At 58.2% G+C, this 20,327-nt stretch carries 15 protein-coding genes and 3 tRNA genes; 7 read left to right on the top strand and 11 right to left on the bottom strand.

Features of this window, described 5'->3' with window-relative positions; translation table 11 throughout:
* Positions 1-126: 126 nt before the first annotated feature.
* The 7 genes from lon to ACSQ17_RS19835 form a co-directional block, all read right to left on the bottom strand.
* Positions 127-2,520 (bottom strand): endopeptidase La, encoded by a 2,394-nt coding sequence (gene lon / locus ACSQ17_RS19865; RefSeq protein WP_436070233.1) that lies wholly within the window; start codon positions 2,518-2,520, stop codon positions 127-129.
* Positions 2,521-2,669: 149 nt separating this feature from the next.
* Positions 2,670-3,950 carry an ATP-dependent Clp protease ATP-binding subunit ClpX gene (gene clpX / locus ACSQ17_RS19860; RefSeq protein ID WP_436070232.1) on the bottom strand — a complete coding sequence of 427 codons (1,281 nt, stop codon included), beginning with the start codon at positions 3,948-3,950 and terminating at the stop codon, positions 2,670-2,672.
* Positions 3,951-4,063: 113 nt separating this feature from the next.
* Positions 4,064-4,699: an ATP-dependent Clp endopeptidase proteolytic subunit ClpP gene (gene clpP, locus ACSQ17_RS19855; protein ID WP_436070231.1), complete on the bottom strand. Its 636-nt coding sequence runs from the start codon at positions 4,697-4,699 to the stop codon at positions 4,064-4,066.
* A 90-nt stretch (positions 4,700-4,789) separates the two neighbouring features.
* The gene (tig, locus tag ACSQ17_RS19850; protein ID WP_436070230.1) at positions 4,790-6,100 is read right to left on the bottom strand and encodes a trigger factor; all 1,311 of its coding nucleotides are present in this window, start codon (positions 6,098-6,100) and stop codon (positions 4,790-4,792) included.
* Positions 6,101-6,229: 129 nt separating this feature from the next.
* Positions 6,230-6,314: transfer RNA gene (locus ACSQ17_RS19845), tRNA-Leu, on the bottom strand.
* A gap of 52 nt (positions 6,315-6,366) precedes the next feature.
* Positions 6,367-6,442 (bottom strand) — tRNA-His (locus ACSQ17_RS19840).
* 34 nt (positions 6,443-6,476) lie between these two features.
* Positions 6,477-6,553: transfer RNA gene (locus ACSQ17_RS19835), tRNA-Arg, on the bottom strand.
* A 270-nt stretch (positions 6,554-6,823) separates the two neighbouring features.
* Between ACSQ17_RS19835 and folD the strand changes: the two genes are divergently transcribed.
* Together folD and ACSQ17_RS19825 are read left to right on the top strand one after the other, a co-directional pair.
* The gene (gene folD / locus ACSQ17_RS19830; protein ID WP_436070229.1) at positions 6,824-7,678 is read left to right on the top strand and encodes a bifunctional methylenetetrahydrofolate dehydrogenase/methenyltetrahydrofolate cyclohydrolase FolD; all 855 of its coding nucleotides are present in this window, start codon (positions 6,824-6,826) and stop codon (positions 7,676-7,678) included.
* A 182-nt stretch (positions 7,679-7,860) separates the two neighbouring features.
* The gene (locus ACSQ17_RS19825; protein WP_436070228.1) at positions 7,861-8,760 is read left to right on the top strand and encodes a polysaccharide deacetylase family protein; all 900 of its coding nucleotides are present in this window, start codon (positions 7,861-7,863) and stop codon (positions 8,758-8,760) included.
* A 59-nt stretch (positions 8,761-8,819) separates the two neighbouring features.
* On the opposite strand, the gene cysS is transcribed toward ACSQ17_RS19825, so the two are convergent.
* Both cysS and ACSQ17_RS19815 read right to left on the bottom strand, forming a co-directional pair.
* On the bottom strand, positions 8,820-10,202 hold the full coding sequence (gene cysS / locus ACSQ17_RS19820) for a cysteine--tRNA ligase (RefSeq protein WP_436070227.1): 1,383 nt from the start codon (positions 10,200-10,202) through the stop codon (positions 8,820-8,822).
* Between the two features lie 262 nt (positions 10,203-10,464).
* Positions 10,465-12,129 carry a glutamine--tRNA ligase/YqeY domain fusion protein gene (locus ACSQ17_RS19815; RefSeq protein ID WP_436070226.1) on the bottom strand — a complete coding sequence of 555 codons (1,665 nt, stop codon included), beginning with the start codon at positions 12,127-12,129 and terminating at the stop codon, positions 10,465-10,467.
* 163 nt (positions 12,130-12,292) lie between these two features.
* On the opposite strand from ACSQ17_RS19815, the gene ACSQ17_RS19810 reads away from it, so the two are divergent.
* The 3 genes from ACSQ17_RS19810 (at position 12,293) to ACSQ17_RS19800 (ending at position 14,946) form a co-directional block, all read left to right on the top strand.
* Positions 12,293-12,787 carry a peptidylprolyl isomerase gene (locus ACSQ17_RS19810; RefSeq protein WP_233685099.1) on the top strand — a complete coding sequence of 165 codons (495 nt, stop codon included), beginning with the start codon at positions 12,293-12,295 and terminating at the stop codon, positions 12,785-12,787.
* Positions 12,784-13,512 carry a UDP-2,3-diacylglucosamine diphosphatase gene (lpxH, locus tag ACSQ17_RS19805; protein WP_436070225.1) on the top strand — a complete coding sequence of 243 codons (729 nt, stop codon included), beginning with the start codon at positions 12,784-12,786 and terminating at the stop codon, positions 13,510-13,512. Before ACSQ17_RS19810 ends, lpxH begins: the two co-directional genes overlap by 4 nt.
* Positions 13,513-13,611: 99 nt before the next feature.
* Positions 13,612-14,946, top strand: a complete 1,335-nt coding sequence (locus tag ACSQ17_RS19800; RefSeq protein WP_436070224.1) for an SPFH domain-containing protein — start codon at positions 13,612-13,614, stop codon at positions 14,944-14,946.
* 48 nt (positions 14,947-14,994) lie between these two features.
* Here the strand turns inward: ACSQ17_RS19800 and ACSQ17_RS19795 are convergent, their stop codons facing one another.
* A complete protein-coding gene (locus tag ACSQ17_RS19795; protein WP_436070223.1) occupies positions 14,995-15,600 on the bottom strand; it encodes a tRNA-(ms[2]io[6]A)-hydroxylase in 606 nt (201 codons plus the stop codon).
* A gap of 243 nt (positions 15,601-15,843) precedes the next feature.
* On the opposite strand from ACSQ17_RS19795, the gene ACSQ17_RS19790 reads away from it, so the two are divergent.
* Positions 15,844-16,707, top strand: coding sequence for a universal stress protein (locus tag ACSQ17_RS19790; protein ID WP_436070222.1), 864 nt, complete (start codon positions 15,844-15,846; stop codon positions 16,705-16,707).
* Between the two features lie 57 nt (positions 16,708-16,764).
* Here ACSQ17_RS19790 and ACSQ17_RS19785 read toward each other — a convergent pair whose 3' ends face one another.
* Complete coding sequence (locus ACSQ17_RS19785; protein WP_436070221.1) at positions 16,765-17,241, bottom strand: DUF1289 domain-containing protein; 477 nt, start codon at positions 17,239-17,241, stop codon at positions 16,765-16,767.
* Between the two features lie 406 nt (positions 17,242-17,647).
* On the opposite strand from ACSQ17_RS19785, the gene acnB reads away from it, so the two are divergent.
* The gene (acnB, locus tag ACSQ17_RS19780) at positions 17,648-20,257 is read left to right on the top strand and encodes a bifunctional aconitate hydratase 2/2-methylisocitrate dehydratase (RefSeq protein ID WP_436070522.1); all 2,610 of its coding nucleotides are present in this window, start codon (positions 17,648-17,650) and stop codon (positions 20,255-20,257) included.
* The last annotated feature ends 70 nt before the right edge of the window (positions 20,258-20,327 follow it).

Here is a 20,327-nt window from a genome sequence, read left to right as displayed (position 1 = left end):
CTTAATTTCTGTTGAGTTTATTTCTTGCTTTTAAATGTAAGCGAAGCTGGTGCTGGAGAGCCTGCTGACACGATAAGAGCCGCTTTATAACAAGGGCTCTAAAAATGTGTCAAGAAAGCCCTCCGGCTAATGCGTGCTAATTCGCTCCTTGGAATCAGTCTCGCGTTTTTCATCCTTTGCAACCATGGGAGCCGCATCAGGCAAGGGCTCCGGGGCGTATTGCAGCGCAATTTGCAGGACCTCGTCAATCCATTTAACCGGTTTAATCTGCAGGTCTTGCTTAATATTCTCCGGAATCTCTTTCAAGTCGCGCACATTCTCTTCCGGAATGATCACAGTCTTGATTCCACCACGGTGTGCGGCCAGGAGTTTTTCCTTCAGACCACCGATGGCCAATACCTGACCACGCAGGGTGATTTCCCCGGTCATGGCCACATCTGCGCGCACCGGGATCTGCGTCAATGCTGAAACCAGCGCCGTACACATGCCAACGCCTGCACTGGGACCATCTTTGGGTGTTGCCCCTTCCGGCATGTGAATATGGATATCCTGCTTCTCGTAGAAGTCCACAGGCACGCCCAAGCTCTTGGCCCGACTGCGCACAACTGTCTGCGCGGCCGTGATCGACTCCAGCATCACATCGCCCAACGAGCCGGTTTTGATCAACTGACCTTTACCCGGCACCACCACGGCTTCGATGGTCAGCAGTTCACCACCAACCTGGGTCCAGGCCAGACCGGTTACCTGACCGATCTGATCCTGCTGCTCGGCCAGACCATAGCGGTGCTTGCGCACCCCCAGGAAATGCTCAAGCGAATCAGCAGTGACCGTAACCTGGAAGCGCTTCTCGGCGGCGTGCTCCTTGACAGCCTTACGACATACCTTGGCAATCTGCCGCTCAAGACCCCGCACTCCAGCCTCGCGGGTGTAGTAACGAATGATGTCGCGGATGGCCGCTTCTTCGAAGGCCAACTCGGTCTTCTTCAAACCATTGGCCTGAACCTGCTTGGGCGCCAGGTACTTGATCGCGATGTTGATCTTCTCCGCCTCGGTGTAACCCGGCAAACGAATCACTTCCATCCGATCCAGCAGGGGGCCCGGAATGTTCATCGAGTTCGCGGTACAGAGGAACATCACATCAGACAGGTCGTAGTCGACCTCCAGATAATGATCGTTGAAGTTGTGGTTCTGCTCCGGATCCAGCACCTCGAGCAGCGCGGACGCAGGATCACCACGCATGTCCTGACCCATCTTGTCGATTTCATCGAGCAGGAACAGTGGGTTGCGCACACCAACTTTGGTCATTTTTTGTATCAAACGACCCGGCATGGAACCAATATAGGTGCGGCGATGACCGCGAATTTCCGCCTCATCACGCACACCGCCGAGCGCCATGCGCACAAATTTGCGATTGGTGGCGCTGGCAATCGACTCGGCCAGCGAGGTTTTACCCACACCAGGCGGCCCGACCAGACACAGCACCGGACCTTTGAGTTTTTTCACCCGTTTTTGCACGGCGAGGTATTCAAGGATGCGCTCCTTGACCTCTTCCAGGCCATAGTGGTCTGCATCCAGAATGCTTTCCGCCCGTGCCAGATCAAGGCGCACCTTGCTCTGCGCTTTCCACGGCACATTGACCAGCCAATCGATATAGGAACGCACCACCGTGGCCTCAGCCGACATCGGCGACATCTGCTTGAGCTTATTCAACTCAGCATTGGCCTTGGTGTGCGCTTCGGCGGTCAACCCAGCGCTCTCGATACGCTTTTTCAGTTCATCGAGTTCGTTATGGCCTTCCTCGCTATCGCCAAGCTCTTTCTGAATGGCCTTCATCTGCTCATTCAGGTAGTACTCGCGCTGACTGCGCTCCATCTGCTTCTTGACCCGCCCACGGATGCGCTTCTCGACCTGCAACAGATCAATCTCGGCGTCCAGCAGTGCCAGCACATGCTCAACCCGGGCAGCCAGGTCGGTAATTTCCAGAATTTCCTGCTTCTGCTCGATTTTCAGCACCATGTGCGCTGCCATGGTATCGACCAGGCGACCTGGCTCATCGATGCCATTGAGCGAAGCCAGCACCTCGGCCGGAACCTTCTTACCCAGCTGCACATACTGCTCGAACTGACTCAGCAGGCTGCGGATGAACACTTCGGCCTCACGCTCGGCAGCGTCCACCTCATCAATCAGCTGCACTTCCGCACGGCAATGGCCGTCGACTTCGATAAAGCGCTCAATCTCTCCGCGCTGCTCGCCCTCAACCAGCACCTTGACCGTGCCATCGGGCAGTTTCAGCAGTTGTAACACCGTGGCGACGGTACCCACGCGGTAGAGACCATCCTCGCTCGGATCATCGTCAGCGGGGTTCTTCTGGGCCAGCAACAGAATCTGCTTCTCGCCTGTCATTGCAGCCTCAAGGGCCTCAATAGATTTTTCACGCCCGACGAACAGCGGGATGACCATATGCGGATAGACCACAACATCGCGCAACGGCAGGAGAGGCAATTCGATGGTTGTCTTCATGATTTCGGCTCTACGGCGGCCTTACGGCCGTAAACAGATGGGATGACCCTTAGCCCTAAGATGGGGGCAGCCCCAACAAAAAACAAGCGCTGCAACAGGAAAAGAAAAGGGGCCCGCAGGCCCCTTGCTTTCAACATGTTACAACGCGATCAAGCGTCTGGCGCAGCCTTGGCAGGCAGCTCGTTGTTCTCATAAATAAGCAACGGCTTGGACGCACCATCGATCACACTTTCATCGATGACCACCTTGCTGACATCAGTCTGCGACGGAATCTCGTACATGGTATCAAGCAGGATACCCTCGAGAATCGAACGCAAACCACGAGCACCGGTTTTACGCTCGAGCGCTTTGCGGGCAACCGACTTCAGTGCATCTGGACGGAACTCCAGCTCAACGCCTTCCATCTCGAACAGCTTGCCATATTGCTTGGTCAGGGCGTTTTTCGGCTCGGTCAGGATCTGCACCAGTGCCGCTTCGTCGAGTTCATCCAGCGTGGCGATAACCGGCAAACGGCCAACGAACTCAGGGATCAGACCAAACTTGACCAGATCATCCGGCTCGACGGCGCGAAGTGACTCGCCAACCTTCTTGCCCTCTTCCTTGCTACGTACTTCGGCACTGAAACCGATACCACCCTTAGTCGAACGACCCTGGATGACTTTTTCCAGACCGGAGAACGCACCACCGCAAATAAACAGGATATTGCGCGTATCAACCTGCAGGAATTCCTGCTGCGGATGCTTGCGACCACCCTGCGGCGGCACCGAGGCAACGGTGCCTTCGATCAGCTTGAGCAATGCCTGCTGCACGCCCTCACCCGATACGTCGCGGGTAATCGACGGGTTATCCGACTTGCGCGAAATCTTGTCGATTTCGTCGATGTAGACGATGCCCATCTGGGCTTTTTCCACATCGTAATCACACTTCTGCAGCAGCTTCTGAATGATGTTCTCGACGTCCTCGCCCACATAACCGGCTTCGGTCAGCGTGGTAGCGTCGGCGATGGTGAAAGGTACGTTGAGCAAGCGCGCCAGGGTTTCTGCCAGCAGGGTTTTACCCGAGCCAGTTGGACCGATCAGCAGGATATTGCTCTTACCCAGCTCGACATCATCTTTCTTGTCGCGTTGATTGAGGCGCTTGTAGTGGTTGTACACCGCTACCGCCAGCACCTTCTTCGCACGCTCCTGGCCGATCACGTATTGATCGAGGATGGTGCTGATTTCCTTGGGAGCAGGCAATTTATGCGCACTGCTCTCGGCCTGGGCTTCCTGCACCTCCTCACGGATGATGTCGTTGCACAGGTCGACGCACTCGTCGCAGATAAAGACCGAGGGGCCGGCAATTAATTTGCGTACTTCATGCTGGCTTTTGCCGCAGAAGGAGCAATAAAGCAACTTGCCGTTGTCCTCGCCGTTGCGGGTGTCAGTCATTCGTTCGATCCAAATCCGATATGCTTGCAACACAAGATGAAGGCTTATGCGGACTTTTTCAAGCCCGCCGGAGACCGGCTAAGCCGACCTGCCCTGTTTTTGAGCTGCTTATATTAAGCGGGGCGTTTTTCAATCACTTCGTCGATCAACCCGTATTCACGAGCCGCTTCGGCGCTCATGAAGTTATCGCGGTTGGTATCACGCTCGATTTCTTCCAGGGTACGCCCACTGTGCTTGGCCATCAGCGTGTTGAGACGCGCGCGGATAAAGAGGATTTCCTTGGCGTGGATTTCGATGTCCGACGCTTGCCCCTGGAAACCACCCAGCGGCTGGTGAATCATCACACGCGAGTTCGGCAGGCAGTAGCGCTTGCCCTCAGCACCGGCGGTCAGCAGGAATGCGCCCATGCTGCATGCCTGGCCAATACAGGTGGTGGACACATTAGGCTTGATGAATTGCATGGTGTCGTAGATCGACATACCCGCCGTCACCGAACCGCCCGGGGAGTTGATGTAAAGATGGATGTCCTTGTCCGGATTTTCCGCTTCAAGGAACAGCAGTTGCGCACAGATCAGATTGGCCATGTAGTCCTCTACAGGACCAACCAGAAAGATCACGCGCTCTTTGAGCAGACGCGAATAGATGTCGTAGGCACGCTCACCGCGAGCCGATTGCTCGACAACCATAGGTACTAAGCCGCCAGCGGCATAGATTTCAGGCATTTGTTGCATAAAAGGATTGCGGGACATGCTGCACTCGCTCCCTAAATAGTCATGTCACAAATACGCATAAGCCAGCGCGGAGGCTGGCTTATGGCGTGTTCGAACGAGGTAAAGAAATCAGGCGGCTTGTGGTGCTTCTACCGGCTTGACAGCTTCTTCGTACGAGACCGCTTTATCGGTCACGTTGGCCTTCTGCAAAACAGTATCTACAACTTGCTCTTCCAGTACAACCGAACGCACTTCGTTCATTTGCTGGTCGTTTTTGTAGTACCAGGCCACAACCTGCTCAGGCTCTTGGTAAGCCGAAGCCATTTCCTGAATCATTTCGCGAACGCGGGCGTCATCCGGCTTCAGTTCGCACTGTTTGACCACTTCAGCTACAACCAGACCCAGCACAACACGGCGCTTGGCTTGCTCTTCGAACAGCTCAGCTGGCAGCTGCTCAGGCTTGAGGTTGCCACCGAACTGCTGAACGGCCTGGACGCGCAGACGGTTCACTTCGTTGCTGATCAGCGCCTTCGGCACTTCAATCGGGTTGGCAGCCAGCAGGCCGTCCATTACCTGATTCTTGATCTTGGACTTGATGGCCTGGCGCAGCTCGCGCTCCATGTTCTTGCGCACTTCGGCGCGGAAGCCTTCCAGGCCGCCTTCTTTTACGCCGAACAGGGCGAAGAAGTCGTCGTTCAGCTCTGGCAGCTGAGGTGCCGAGATGCTGTTGACGGTAACGGTGAACTCGGCAGTTTTGCCTGCCAGGTCGAGGTTCTGGTAGTCAGCCGGGAAAGTCGGGTTGATCACGCGCTCTTCGCCCGCTTTGGCACCCACCAGGGCGTCTTCAAAGCCTGGGATCATGCGGCCGGAACCGAGAACCAGCTGAGTACCTTTAGCCGAACCACCAGCAAAGGCTTCGCCGTCGATCTTGCCAACGAAATCGATGTTCAGTTGATCGCCATTCTCGGCAGCACGCTCAACGGACTCGAAACGGGTGTTCTGCTTGCGCAGAATGTCCAGCATGTTGTCGACATCAGCATCAACCACATCAGCCTGCAGACGCTCAACAGCGATGGAGTCGAAGCCGGCAACGGTGAACTCCGGGAATACTTCGAAGGTCGCAACGTATTCCAGATCCTTGCCCTTCTCGAAGGACTTCGGCTCAACGGCCGGAGCGCCAGCTGGATTGAGTTTCTGCTCAACAACGGCTTCGTAGAAGGTGGATTGGATCAGATCGCCCAACGCTTCCTGGCGCGCGGAATCTTCGTAACGCTGACGAATCACGCTCATTGGCACTTTGCCAGGACGGAAACCAGGAACCTTGGCACGACGGGCAGTCTGCTGCAGACGCTTGTTGACTTCAGTCTCGATGCGCTCAACAGAGACGCCTACGGTCATACGGCGCTCGAGCGCAGAAGTACTTTCAACAGAAACTTGCATGGATAATCCTCGTTGCACAGACATAAGCCGGCCGTTTACCGGCCCCGAATCAAGGGCATGCATTCTAGAGGGTCAATTTGCAGAAGTCACCCTAGATGCAGGCGGCAAACGGGAGGGAGTTCTAAAAGATGGTGCGGACGGAGAGACTCGAACTCTCACGCCTTGCGGCGCTGGAACCTAAATCCAGTGTGTCTACCAATTCCACCACGTCCGCGGGTAAAGCCTTTATACAAAAACGCCAGGAATTAACCTGGCGTTTTGGAATATGGGGTGGACGATGGGGATCGAACCCACGACAACAGGAGTCACAATCCTGTGCTCTACCAACTGAGCTACGCCCACCATATTGCATTTTGCTTGAGCCAAGACCGCCAAATGGCGCACCCGGCAGGACTCGAACCTGCGACCATCCGCTTAGAAGGCGGATGCTCTATCCAGCTGAGCTACGGGCGCTTATCCATCTGCTAGTGCAGACTTAAAGCTTTCGGCTCTGGAAAAAGCGTTTAACTTAAACCTTAGCCGTCTTACCCAGCGACTTGCTGTGCTCGACAAGCGGGGCGAATGTTATAGAGGTGGTTTCAGGTCGTCAACAAGAAAAGTTAAAAAAATTCAGCCATTTAAAGGAGTTACGCGAAAACCCTGGCATCTGCCTTTGCCCGACAGCACGGTCATGCGAGAATGCGCGTCCTTTTTCCATCCTTTCTTTATGGTTAACCAAGCGCAATGACCGCACAACTGATCGATGGCAAAGCAATTGCCGCCAGCCTGCGCCAGCAGATCGCCCAACGTGTCGCCGAACGACGCCAGCAAGGCCTGCGCGCACCCGGACTGGCTGTAATTCTCGTCGGTAGCGACCCTGCGTCCCAAGTCTACGTTTCGCACAAACGCAAAGACTGCGAAGAAGTCGGTTTCCTCTCGCAAGCTTATGATCTGCCTGCCACTACCAGCCAGGCCGAGCTGATGGCGTTGATTGATCGCCTGAATGACGACGCCAGCATTGACGGCATTCTGGTACAGCTACCGCTGCCGGAACATCTTGATGCTTCCTTATTACTGGAGCGCATCCGCCCGGATAAAGATGTCGACGGTTTCCACCCCTACAACATCGGCCGCCTGGCCCAGCGCATGCCATTGCTGCGCCCCTGCACCCCGAAAGGCATCATGACCCTGCTGCAAAGCACCGGCGCAGACCTTTATGGCATGCACGCGGTGGTGGTTGGCGCCTCGAACATTGTCGGCCGCCCGATGGCCATGGAACTGCTGCTGGCTGGCTGCACCGTTACCGTGACCCACCGTTTCACCAAAGACCTGCCTATGCATGTTGGCCAAGCCGACATCGTTGTGGTGGCCGCGGGCAAGCCTGGCCTGGTTCAGGGCGAGTGGATCAAACCCGGCGCTACCGTCATCGACGTTGGCATCAACCGTCAGGCCGACGGCAAACTGATCGGTGATGTGGTGTATGAAACCGCCCTGCCCCGTGCAGGCTGGATTACCCCGGTACCAGGCGGCGTTGGCCCGATGACCCGTGCCTGCCTGCTGGAAAACACCCTGCACGCCGCCGAACACCTGCACACCTGATTTAACAGAGCACACCAGAACAACGGCACTTCTTATATAGGTGCCGTTTTTAACCCCGCTGGACACCTCGATAACTCCCAGCCTATGGACTTATGCACCCTGTGCGGTGTCGAAGCCCTACCACCTGACCATATGCGCGCGACTCGGCGCGATCCGCCATTTCTGTCACAGGCCATTATCTGATGCGCAAGCCAACGCACTCCGCAGCTGCCGCCGCCCAGGCATCGCGCCTTAGCGGCCTATTGCTGTCGATAGTGCTGCTGAGCGGTTGCAGCAGCGCACCCGCACCAGCACCGCGAGCAGATATTGAACCCATACGCTTTCTGCTGAGTTTCGATGATGGCCCCAGCGCCAGCAGCACCCACAATCCAACCGCCCAGATACTCGACACCCTGGCCGACAACCCGATCCAACCCGGTATCAAGGCACTGTTCTTTGTCCAGACACGCGCACCCACGGCAGGCGGCAGCACTCAGGGTCAGGCCTTGCTGCGCCGCCAGCAACGCGAGGGACATCTACTGGGTCTGCACACCGCAACACCCGGCCACGCCAACCACCGCTTCCTCAGCCCAGAGGCGCTGGAACAATCATTGAGCGATGGAGTAGCTGACCTTCAGGCCGTCAGCAACACCGCACCACGTCTGGTGCGGCCACCCTTCTGGAACTATGACGAGCGCACCTTTGCCGCCTATCAGACACACGACCTGCACATTCTGCTAACCGATTTGAGCGCCAATGACGGCAAGATCTGGGGCATCAATGGCAGCCTGCGTCGGCGCAGTAATCTGCGTGATCAGCTGGCGCAAGCCGCGCAACAGATCAACGTCGGCGCCCTACCGGCAGTCGACGGGGTGATCCCGGTGGTGGTGACCTTCCACGACCCCAATCCCTACACCGCGCGGCATATGCAGGAGTACCTGCAAATACTGATGGATGTGGCCGAAGATGTCGGCCTGGCCACCGATATACAACCGTTCTACGGTCAGCGCGACACCCTGCAACGTGCTGCATTAAGGCGCGCCCTCGGCGATCCACAGCAGTACGCCCGCCTGCCGGGCCTATGGAACTGGCTTTGGAACTAGCCAGCCGCATGCAATAAAAAAGGCCGCTCGAAAGCGGCCTTTTTTGTGCAACAACGAAACTAGTCAGCCAGGCGCCAGGTGGTCGCACCTTTGCCATCTTCCAACACAACGCCCATGGCGGTGAGCTGATCGCGAATACGGTCAGACTCGCCCCAGTTCTTCTCGGCACGAGCCTGCAGACGCGCAGCGATCAACGCCTCAACCTCGGCCGCATCAACCTTGCCAGCAGCGCCAGCCTGCAGAAAGGCTTCCGGCTCCAGCTGCAACACGCCAAGCACACCAGCCAATTCCTTCAAGCGCGCAGCCAGAGCGGCAGCAGCCTGTACATCGCTTTCGCGCAGACGGTTGATCTCACGCGCCAGCTCAAACAACACGGCGCAGGCTTCTGGTGAGTTGAAGTCATCATCCATAGCCGCCGCAAAGCGCTCCACAAAGGCCTCACCACCAGCGGGTGCAGCATCAGGCAGGCCCTTGAGCGCATTGTAGAAACGCTCCAGCGCACCCTTGGCTTCGCGCAGGCTGTCTTCGGAATAGTTGATCGGGCTGCGGTAATGGCTGGATACCAGCAGGTAGCGCACCACTTCCGGATGGTACTTCTCCAGCACCTCGCGAATGGTGAAGAAGTTGCCCAGACTCTTGGACATCTTCTCGCCGTCCACCCGCACCGCGCCGGCGTGCATCCAGGCATTGGCGTAGAGCTTGCCAGTGGCCGCCTCGCTCTGCGCGATCTCGTTCTCATGGTGCGGGAACACCAGATCCGGGCCGCCGCCGTGGATATCGAAGGTTTCGCCCAGGCAGCAGGTGGACATCACCGAGCACTCGATATGCCAGCCCGGACGACCAGCGCCCCACGGCGACGCCCAGCTCGGCTCACCTGGCTTGACGCCCTTCCACAGGACGAAATCCAGCGGATCTTCTTTGATCTCATCCACTTCAATGCGCGCGCCGATCTTCAGTTCATCGATCTTGCGGCGTGACAACTTGCCGTAGGTTTCGAATTTGGTAACGCGGTAGTACACGTCACCATTGCCCGGTGCATAGGCATAACCCTTGTCGATCAGGGTCTGGATCATCCGATGCATGCCGGCGATATACCCGGTGGCACGCGGCTCCTGATCCGGACGCAGCACACTCAGACGCGCCTCGTCTTCGTGCATGGCCGCAATCATGCGCTCGACCAACACTTCAAACGGCTCGCCGTTCTCATTGGCGCGCTTGATGATCTTGTCGTCGATGTCGGTGATATTGCGTACGTAGGTCACGTCATAGCCACGATGGCGCAGCCAGCGCGTCACCACATCGAACGCCACCATCACCCGCGCATGACCGATATGACAGAAGTCGTAAACCGTCATGCCGCACACGTACATGCGCACCTGGTTACTCACCAGCGGTTTAAAGACATCTTTGCTTTTGGTCAGCGTGTTGTAGATCGAGAGCATTGGGGTTCCTTGAAAAACCACGGGCCGGCGTACCAGCCCGGTTCTAATCAGAGCATCTGAGCAATAGAGCCTGTTTCGGATCTCGCGAGCTAGAGCGAGACAAGGCAAAAATGGCCGAGGAAGCGGAGTTTACTAGCTGTAAATGAGCATTACTCGTTTTCCTCGCCCTTCGGGTCGCGCTGAAGCGCGTTAGCCGCAAGCGGCTTGCCGAGGCCATTTTTAACGCCGTATCGCTGACGCGCAGCAGATCCGAGGCTGGCTCTTAGGCCCAGGAATCGCGCAGCGTCACAGTCCGGTTGAAGACGGGAGCGCCCGGCTTGCTGTCCTTGATATCGGCACAGAAATAGCCTTCACGCTCGAACTGGAAACGTTCTTCCGGCGCAGCGTCGGACAGCGATGGCTCGGCACGACAGCCCTTGAGCACCACCAGCGACTCCGGGTTGATGTTGTCGAGGAAGCTGCCGCCCTCTTCGTCCTTCTCAGGATTGGCGGAGCGGAACAGACGGTCATACAGACGCACTTCGCACTCAACGCTCTCGGCCGCCGGCACCCAGTGAATCACGCCCTTGACCTTGCGGCCTTCGGGGTTCTTGCCCAGGGTGTTTTCGTCGTAGGAGCAGCGCAGCTCGACGATATTGCCGTCGGTATCCTTGATCGCCTCATCGGCGCGAATCACGTAGCTGCCACGCAGACGCACTTCGCCGCCTGGAATCAGGCGTTTGAAACCGGCTGGCGGGATTTCTTCGAAGTCGCTGGCATCGATATAGATTTCACGGCTGAACGGCAGTACGCGCACGCCCATGTCCTGCTTGGGATGGCGCGCCAGCTCCAGGTTCTCTTTCTGCCCTTCCGGGTAGTTGGTGATCACCACTTTCAGCGGCTTGAGCACGCACATGGCACGCGCGGCATTGGCATCCAAGTCATCACGAATGGCGAATTCCAGCATGCCAATGTCCACCACGCCGCCAGCACGGTTGACGCCAATCATGTCGCAGAAGACGCGGATAGACGCCGGGGTGTAGCCGCGACGGCGGAAGCCCGACAGGGTCGACATGCGCGGGTCATCCCAGCCATTGACGTGCTTCTCGTCAACCAGTTGCTTGAGCTTGCGCTTGCTGGTGATGGTGTAATTCAGGTTCAGCCGGGCGAATTCGTACTGACGCGGCTGCGCCGGCACTGGCAGTTGTGCCAGGAACCACTCGTACAGCGGACGGTGGTCTTCGAACTCCAGGGTGCAGATCGAGTGAGTGATGCCTTCGATGGCATCCGACTGGCCGTGGGTGAAGTCATAGCTCGGGTAGATGCACCACTTGTCACCGGTCTGGTGGTGATGGGCGTGGCGAATGCGATAGAGGATCGGGTCGCGCAGGTTGATGTTCGGCGATGCCATGTCGATTTTCGCACGCAGCGAACGGGCACCATCCGGGAACTCACCGGCCTTCATACGGGAGAACAGATCAAGGTTCTCCTCGACGCTGCGCTCACGGAACGGGCTGTTCTTGCCCGGCTCGGTCAGGTTGCCACGGTAGGCACGCATTTCTTCCGCGTTCAAGTCGCAGACGAAGGCCTTTCCCGCCTTGATCAGCTCGATGGCCCAGGCATGCAGCTGGTCAAAATAGTTGGAGGCATAACGCTCCTCGCCCGCCCACTGAAAACCCAGCCACTGCACGTCGCTCTTGATCGCGTCGATGTATTCCTGGTCTTCCTTGGCCGGGTTGGTGTCATCAAAGCGCAGGTTGCACTCGCCACCAAACTCCTTGGCCAGGCCGAAGTTCAGGCAAATCGACTTGGCGTGACCGATGTGCAGGTAGCCATTGGGCTCCGGCGGAAAACGGGTAATGATCTTCGCGTGCTTGCCGGCATCCAGATCAGCCTGGACGATGGGGCGGAGGAAGTTAGCGGCGGCGACGGTTTCTGGCTTGCTCATGGGGTCCTTGATCGTGCAGGTGCGCGGCACAGGGTAGGCCGACTAAAACAAAGCGCTTATCATAGCCGAAGCTGTCAACCCCCTGACAGGCCCAAGAACCGCTGCAATGCCCTTTGCTGGAAATTCAGCGGCTCACGGTTTTATCGACAGAGCGATTACCTTCATGATCAAGCTGCACACCAACCACGGCGTTATCACCCTCAACCTGTTTGAAGACAAAGCCCCGGAAACCGTGGCCAACTTCAAGCAGTACGTTAAAGAAGGTCACTACGACAACACCGTTTTCCACCGCGTGATCAGCAACTTCATGATCCAGGGCGGCGGTTTCGAGCCGGGCATGAAGCAGAAAACCACCCGCGCTCCGATCAAGAACGAAGCCAACAACGGCGTCGCCAACAAGATCGGCACCGTGGCCATGGCCCGCACCATGGAGCCGCATTCGGCCTCCGCGCAGTTCTTTATCAACGTTTCCGACAACAGCTTCCTTAACCACAGCGCACCTACCGTGCAGGGCTGGGGTTATGCGGTGTTCGGTGAAGTGGTTGAAGGCATGGACGTGGTCAACGCCATCAAAGGCGTCGCCACCACCAGCAAATCCGGCCACCAGGATGTACCGGTTGATGACGTGATCATCGAGCGCGCCGAGATCGTTGAGTGATACTGCTGATCTCCGATCTGCATCTTGAACAGGAGCGCCCGGATATCAGCCGGGCGTTTCTGCATTTTCTGGAAACCCGCGCGGTTCAGGCCCAGGCGCTGTACATCCTGGGTGACTTCTTCGAAGTATGGATCGGCGATGACGCCATTACCCCCTTTCAACGTTCGATTGCCCAGGCCCTGCGTCGCCTCAGCGAGCAAGGCACACGCATCTACCTGATGCACGGCAATCGCGACTTTCTACTCGGCAAAGCCTTCTGCCGAGAAGCAGGCTGCACCCTGCTCCCCGACCCCAGCGTGATAGAACTGAATGGCCAACGCGTGCTGTTGATGCACGGCGACAGCCTGTGCACCCAGGATGTGGGCTACATGAAGCTGCGGCGCTGGCTGCGCAACCCGATTTCACTGTTTATTTTGCGTAATCTGCCGCTGCGCACCCGGCAAAAACTAGCGCGCAAACTGCGCAATGAAAGCCGCACGCAGACGCGGATGAAAGCCAGCGAGATTGTCGACGTCACCCCGGACGAAGTGCCACGGATCATGGCCACTTACGGCGTGCAAACGCTAATCCATGGCCATACCCATCGACCGGCCACCCACAACCTGCAGGTCAACGGCCAGGCGGCGCAACGCATCGTCCTCGGCGACTGGGACAAACACGGCTGGGCCTTGCAGGCTGACCATCTCGGCCTGCAACAGAGTCCCTTCGATCTGCCGCCTGTGTGAAACCTTGACGGCGCGCACAAAGTGCTGAGCGCGCCCCCTTGACGGACGATTCGCCGATCATCAGCATCGGCGGCCTCAAAACGCCATCAGGGACCGATCATGCTGATCAGCAAGGAACACATCTTCAAATACGCCATTGCCCCCGCCGCGCTGCTCGCCGTGGGCTTTGTCACCTTCAATAGCGTGTTCTTCTATAACGAAGCCGGCTTCGCCACTCACGTGCGCACCATCTTCGGCGAGGAAAAGGTCGTCGATGATGTCGGTTACGCCACCAAATGGTTCGGCCGCGCCACCGCCTGGAAAAAGGCCCTCAGCGTGCAATCTGTACTCACCGAGGCCCTGGCCATCGACGACAGCAGTGACAATGACTCGCTCGGCGCGACCATTGAAGCCTTCCCCATCGTGTTTCTCGGCAACGTTGACGCCAAGGTCGAGTCCTCGGCGCGCTTCCGCCTGCCTGCTGGCGAGCAATTCCTGAAAATCGCCCAGGAATACCGCAACCCGGAAAATTTCATCAAAACGGCCCTGGTGCCGGCCATTAAAGAAACCTTACAGGCCACGGCTTCGCTGATGAGCGCCGACGACTTCTATGCCGGCGCACGCAGCGAATTCGCTGCCGAGTTTGAAAACCAGCTCAATGACGGCCTGTACCTGATCAAACGCAAGGAAGTGCGCGGCCCGCGCGGCCACCAGCCCACTCAAACCGCAATCCTGCAGGCCGGTACTGAGCAGGGTGTGTTCGGCGACAACAACGTCAGCCAGTTCGTCACCGAGAAGGTTATGGACAGCAAAGGCATTCCGGTGCGTAAACAGCAGCAGTTCCGCAAATACGGCGTGGAAGTGGTTGAAGCCCGCATCACCAACGTCGACCCTAACCCGCAGTACAAGCAGCGCATGGTCAAGGTCCAACAGGCTCTGGCTGAACTGGCCGTAGCCCGGCAAAACCGCCTGAAGGAAGAGGAAGAGAAGCTGCTGGTCACCGCACGCGGTGAAAAGGAAGTCGAAGCGCGCCGCCAGGAAACCCTGCGCGACCAGATCGAACGCACCACCCAGGCGGAAACCGAGAAACAACTGGCGATCATCAACGCAGAGCGGGAAAAAGGCCGCGCCGAAATCGAGAAACAAACCGCCGAATTGCTGCGCGACAAGGCAGCTATCACCGCCGACGCCACCAAGATCACCGCTGACGCGGAAGCCCACGCCCGCGAAGCGGTGATCAAGGCGGACGGCGCGCTGCAACCCAAGCTCGATGCATTGATCGCAATCAACAAGGTCTGGGCTGAAGCCGCCGCTCAGGCGCCCGTACCGAGCGTGATGATGGGCGGTACCGGCACGGCAGCCAGCAGTCGCCAGGATGAAATCAGCCAACTGATGGGCGTTCTGGCGACCAAGGCCGCGCGCGACCTGTCACTGGACCTGAAAGTGCAGCAGTAACACCCTAACTGCCGTCACAAAAAAGCGCCCCGCGGGGCGCTTTTTGCTTTAGCGCGGCGGCACGCCGCTATGAAAGCGAAATTCGGTATCCGGCGACTCGATCAACTCGCGCTCCGCCGCCCTCACCCGCTCGATGGCCTGATCAACATCACGGGCATCGCCGTACTGATAAGCCAGCTTCAGATAATTCTGAAAATGCCGTGCTTCGCTTTTCAGCAAGCCGAAGTAGAACTTGCCCAGTTCTTCATCCAGATGCGGCACCAGGGCCTCGAAGCGCTCACAGCTGCGCGCCTCGATAAACGCACCGACCACCAGGGTATCCACCAGCTTGTGCGGCTCATGGGTACGCACCACCTTGCGTAAGCCCGAGGCGTAGCGCGCCGCCGACACCGGGCGCAGGCCAATCTTGCGGCGTTTCATGATGCGCAGCACCTGTTCATGGTGCACCAGCTCTTCACGGGCCAGGCGCGACATGACGTTGAGCAAGTCGACATAGGTGCTGTACTTGGCCATCAGGCTCAGTGCAGTGCTGGCGGCTTTGAACTCGCAGTTCTTGTGATCGATCAGCAGCGTTTGCTGGTCAGCCAGTGCCGCGCTGATCCAGGCATCCGGCGTACGGCAACCAAGAAATTCGTGAATCTCCGGCAGGTTCATGACGGCACACCCATTACCGGACACAGCCGGACCTGAAGGGCAAAACAGCGCAGCAATTCGTTGATTTCGGCTAGCAGATACATAAATTCACAAAAATGAGCGGGCTTGAGTGGTGCGGCTAACAGGCGGTCATTATACGAATGAGCGCGCCAACAGCCACTCGATTGACACTGATCAAGCACAGAGCAACTGGCTGCGATCTATAGTGATAAACAGTTCAACTGATTGCACATGGAGATGATCATGCAAGCTATACGCAGCATCCTGGTGGTAATGGAGCCCAATCATGCTGAAGACTTGGCGCTGAAACGTGCCAAGCTGATTGCCGGGGTAACCCAGTCGCATCTGCACCTGCTGGTGTGCGACAAGAAGAGTGACCACAGCAGTTATCTGCGCGACCTCACCGGCCTGCTCAATAGCGAAGGGTTCAGTACCTCCGGTCAACAGGCCTGGCACGACAACCCGCACCAGACCATCATCAACGTGCAGCAGGCCGAGGGCTGTGGCCTGGTGATCAAGCAGCACTTCCCCGACAACCCGCTGAAAAAAGCCCTGCTGACGCCGGATGACTGGAAACTGCTGCGTTACTGCCCGGCCCCGGTATTGATGGTGAAAACCGACAAATCCTGGGCTGGCAGCGTGATTCTGGCGGCAGTCGATGTTGGCAATGCCGATGGCGAACACCGCACTTTGCACACCAGCATCGTCAGCCATGGTTTCGACATCGCTGCACTGGCCAAAGCCGAACTGCATGTGATCAGCGCGCACCCGGCGCCCATGCTTTCGGCTGCCGACCCGACCTTCCAGCTGCGCGAAACCATCGAAGCGCGCTACCGCGAGCAGTGCAAAGCCTTCCAGGCCGAGTACGAGATCAGCGATGAGCGTCTGCATGTCGCCGAAGGCCCTGCCGACGTACTGATCCCACACACCGCCCACGAACTCAACGCGGGCGTGACCGTGATTGGTACCGTGGCACGCACCGGGCTGTCCGGCGCACTGATCGGCAACACGGCCGAGGTGATTCTCGACTCACTGGAAAGCGACATCCTGGTGCTCAAGCCAGATGACATCATTGCCCACCTGGAGGACCTGGTCGCCCAGCGCTAAGGTCGCCTAGCCACGAAAAAGCCGCCCATTGGCGGCTTTTTCGTCTTAATCAGCGGCTCATGTCCGCGCTTGCAGGCCTTCACGGAGAAAGTGCGGGGCGATATAGCGCTCGTAATGTGCTTCGGAAAGCAGAAAAAATTCACGGTCAATGGCATCGCGCAACTCCGGCAATGCCCAGTCACGAAACTCCGGCAACAGCACCATGCCGTAGGCTTCCAACTGGCTGATCACCCGTGCGCCGCGAGCAATCAGCTGATAGGCCCAGCAATACGGCGACTGCTGCGCTACAAAGCGAATCTGCCGCTGCTCCAGCTGCGCGCGCAAACGTTGCGCATCGAAAACCTCGACCTTGGCGGCCATGACCTGCACCAGCAACACTTCCAAACGCATCCAGACCGCATGCTTTTCGTCGTCGTTATAGCCGTTCCAGTGCGTGACCTCATGGTGAAAGCGCTTGCAGCCACGGCAGACCAAATCACCGTAAACAGTGGAGCACAGGCCGACACAAGGGGTTTTGATACGCTGATTGGACATAACGGCGGGTACGGGGCTGGCAGAACAGGCTGGCATCTTAGCCCTTTGTCTAAGGCAGATCACCCCCAGATAAGCGGGGCCTTTGGCTTAACTTTATGAAAGCTTTCCAGTAGAATCGGCCGGCCTTTTAGAGGCAGCAACATCCGTTGGAAGCTGTTTTCAAAGCGTCACGAGCACAGTCAATCCTGCAGGTTCGATGTTGGTGCCGACCCTTGAGCCACCCTTCAAGCGTCCGCACCAGCCCTCATCCAGCCCGTCCTGCCGGCGTAAAACTTTGAAAACAGCTTCTGCAAGAAAGCAGCGAAACCTCGGCTGAGCGGCCCATAAAGCCATGAAGCGCCTGGTTCGGTGTTTTCTGGATCGCGTCCCGGACAACCCTTTGGGACCACTGATGAGGGTAATAACTGTGCTTGAAGCCTATCGCAAACATGTAGCAGAGCGTGCCGCTCAGGGTATCGTGCCCCAGCCGCTGAACGCCGAACAAACCGCAGGCCTGATCGAGCTGCTGAAAAACCCGCCGACTGGCGAAGAAGCCTTTCTGCTCGACCTGATCACCAACCGCGTGCCGCCAGGCGTCGACGAAGCCGCCTACGTCAAGGCCGGTTTCCTCTCTGCCATTGCCAAAGGCGAAGCCACTTCCCCACTGATCAGCAAGCAACACGCTGTTGAGCTGCTGGGCACCATGCAAGGCGGTTACAACATCGCCACATTGGTCAGCCTGCTGGATGACAGCGAACTGGCTGCCGTGACTGCCGAGCAACTGAAGCACACCCTGCTGATGTTCGACGCCTTCCACGACGTCGCTGAAAAAGCCAAGAACGGCAACGTTCACGCCAAAGGCGTTCTGCAATCCTGGGCTGACGGCGAGTGGTTCAAGAACCGTCCGACCCTGGCCGACAAGATCAGCCTGCGCGTCTTCAAGGTCACTGGCGAAACCAACACCGACGACCTGTCGCCGGCTCCAGACGCCTGGTCGCGCCCGGACATCCCGCTGCACGCCCTGGCCATGCTGAAAATGGCCCGTGACGGCATCGTGCCGGACGTACAAGGCTCCATCGGCCCGATGAAGCAGATCGAAGAAATGCGCGGCCAAGGCTTCCCAATCGCCTATGTCGGTGACGTGGTCGGTACCGGCTCCTCGCGTAAATCGGCCACCAACTCGGTGCTGTGGTTCTTCGGCGACGACATCCCTTACGTGCCGAACAAGCGCGCAGGTGGTTTCTGCTTCGGCAGCAAGATCGCTCCGATCTTCTACAACACCATGGAAGACGCCGGCGCTCTGCCAATCGAGTTCGACGTATCCAAGCTGAACATGGGCGACGTCATCGACCTCTACCCGCACGCGGGCAAAGTCACCAAGCACGGCACCGATGAAGTCCTGGCCACCTTCGAAATGAAGACCCCGGTACTGCTCGACGAAGTTCGCGCTGGCGGCCGTATCCCACTGATCATTGGTCGCGGTCTGACCGAGAAAGCCCGTGCCGAGCTGGGCCTGGGCCCAACCGATCTGTTCAAACTGCCAGAGCCACCCGCTGCCAGCACCAAGGGTTTCACCCTGGCGCAGAAGATGGTTGGCAAGGCGTGCGGCCTGCCGGAAGGCAAAGGCGTGCGTCCAGGCACCTACTGCGAACCGAAGATGACCACCGTCGGTTCCCAGGACACCACTGGCCCGATGACCCGCGACGAGCTGAAAGACCTGGCGTGCCTGGGCTTCTCCGCTGACCTGGTGATGCAGTCCTTCTGCCACACCGCGGCTTATCCGAAGCCGATCGACGTGACCACCCACCACACCCTGCCGGATTTCATCCGCACCCGTGGCGGCGTGTCCCTGCGTCCTGGCGACGGCATCATCCACAGCTGGCTGAACCGCATGCTGCTGCCTGACACCGTCGGCACCGGTGGCGACTCGCACACCCGCTTCCCGATCGGCATCAGCTTCCCGGCCGGTTCTGGCCTAGTGGCCTTCGCCGCCGCCACCGGCGTTATGCCGCTGGACATGCCGGAGTCGGTACTGGTGCGCTTCAAGGGCAAACTGCAACCGGGCATCACCCTGCGTGACCTGGTGCATGCCATCCCTTACGTGGCCATCCAGAAAGGCCTGCTGACCGTCGAGAAGAAAGGCAAGAAGAACATCTTCTCCGGCCGCATCCTCGAGATCGAAGGCCTGGACGAGCTGACCGTTGAGCAAGCGTTCGAGCTGTCCGACGCCTCTGCCGAGCGTTCCGCTGCCGGTTGCACCATCAAGCTGCCGGAAAAGGCGATTGCCGAGTACCTGCGTTCCAACATCACCCTGCTGCGCTGGATGATCAGCGAAGGCTACGGCGATGCCCGTACCATGGAACGTCGCGCTCAAGCGATGGAAGCCTGGCTGGCCAATCCGAAGCTGATGGAAGCCGACAAGGACGCCGAGTACGCCGAAATCATCGAAATCGACCTGGCCGACATCAACGAGCCGGTGCTCTGCGCACCGAACGACCCGGACGACGCGCGTCTGCTGTCGACCGTTCAGGGCGAGAAGATCGACGAAGTGTTTATCGGTTCGTGCATGACCAACATTGGTCACTTCCGCGCTGCCGGCAAGCTGCTGGATCAGGTCAAAGGTCAGCTGCCAACACGTCTGTGGCTGTCGCCGCCGACCAAGATGGACGCTCACCAACTGACCGAAGAAGGCTACTACGGCATCTACGGCAAGGCTGGCGCTCGCATGGAAATGCCGGGCTGCTCGCTGTGCATGGGTAACCAGGCACGTGTTGAGCCGAACTCGACTGTCGTTTCGACCTCGACCCGTAACTTCCCGAACCGCCTGGGTGACGGCGCCAACGTGTACCTGGCTTCTGCCGAACTGGCAGCAGTCGCCTCGATTCTCGGCAAGCTGCCGACGGTCGAAGAGTACATGGCCTACGCGAAGAACATCGACAGCATGGCTGCCGACGTTTACCGCTACCTGAGCTTCGATCAGATTGCTGAGTTCCGCGAAGCAGCAGCAAACGCCCAGATCCCTGCTGTTCAGGTCTAAGCGTTAGCTGAAATGAAAAAAACCCGTCTTGTGCGGGTTTTTTTCTTTCTACCGCCCTACCCGCTAAAAC

Origin of the sequence: Pseudomonas sp. LjRoot71 (assembly GCF_964253255.1) — a bacterium.
In the GTDB taxonomy this organism is placed as follows: Bacteria; Pseudomonadota; Gammaproteobacteria; order Pseudomonadales; family Pseudomonadaceae; genus Aquipseudomonas.
The sequence above is the reverse complement of the archived record's forward strand: the minus strand, read 5'-3'. Positions and strand labels throughout refer to the sequence as shown.

Excerpts from the sequence above, each read along its gene's own strand:
- tig (WP_436070230.1), bottom strand. The coding sequence starts at position 6,100 with ATGCAAGTTTCTGTTGAAAGTACTTCTGCGCTCGAGCGCCGTATGACC.
- lon (WP_436070233.1), bottom strand. The coding sequence starts at position 2,520 with ATGAAGACAACCATCGAATTGCCTCTCCTGCCGTTGCGCGATGTTGTG.
- ACSQ17_RS19795 (WP_436070223.1), bottom strand. The coding sequence starts at position 15,600 with ATGAACCTGCCGGAGATTCACGAATTTCTTGGTTGCCGTACGCCGGAT.
- clpP (WP_436070231.1), bottom strand. The coding sequence starts at position 4,699 with ATGTCCCGCAATCCTTTTATGCAACAAATGCCTGAAATCTATGCCGCT.
- ACSQ17_RS19785 (WP_436070221.1), bottom strand. The coding sequence starts at position 17,241 with ATGTCCAATCAGCGTATCAAAACCCCTTGTGTCGGCCTGTGCTCCACT.
- folD (WP_436070229.1), top strand. The coding sequence starts at position 6,824 with ATGACCGCACAACTGATCGATGGCAAAGCAATTGCCGCCAGCCTGCGC.
- ACSQ17_RS19815 (WP_436070226.1), bottom strand. The coding sequence starts at position 12,129 with ATGAGCAAGCCAGAAACCGTCGCCGCCGCTAACTTCCTCCGCCCCATC.
- ACSQ17_RS19790 (WP_436070222.1), top strand. The coding sequence starts at position 15,844 with ATGCAAGCTATACGCAGCATCCTGGTGGTAATGGAGCCCAATCATGCT.
- ACSQ17_RS19810 (WP_233685099.1), top strand. The coding sequence starts at position 12,293 with ATGATCAAGCTGCACACCAACCACGGCGTTATCACCCTCAACCTGTTT.
- clpX (WP_436070232.1), bottom strand. The coding sequence starts at position 3,950 with ATGACTGACACCCGCAACGGCGAGGACAACGGCAAGTTGCTTTATTGC.
- cysS (WP_436070227.1), bottom strand. The coding sequence starts at position 10,202 with ATGCTCTCGATCTACAACACGCTGACCAAAAGCAAAGATGTCTTTAAA.
- ACSQ17_RS19800 (WP_436070224.1), top strand. The coding sequence starts at position 13,612 with ATGCTGATCAGCAAGGAACACATCTTCAAATACGCCATTGCCCCCGCC.
- ACSQ17_RS19825 (WP_436070228.1), top strand. The coding sequence starts at position 7,861 with ATGCGCAAGCCAACGCACTCCGCAGCTGCCGCCGCCCAGGCATCGCGC.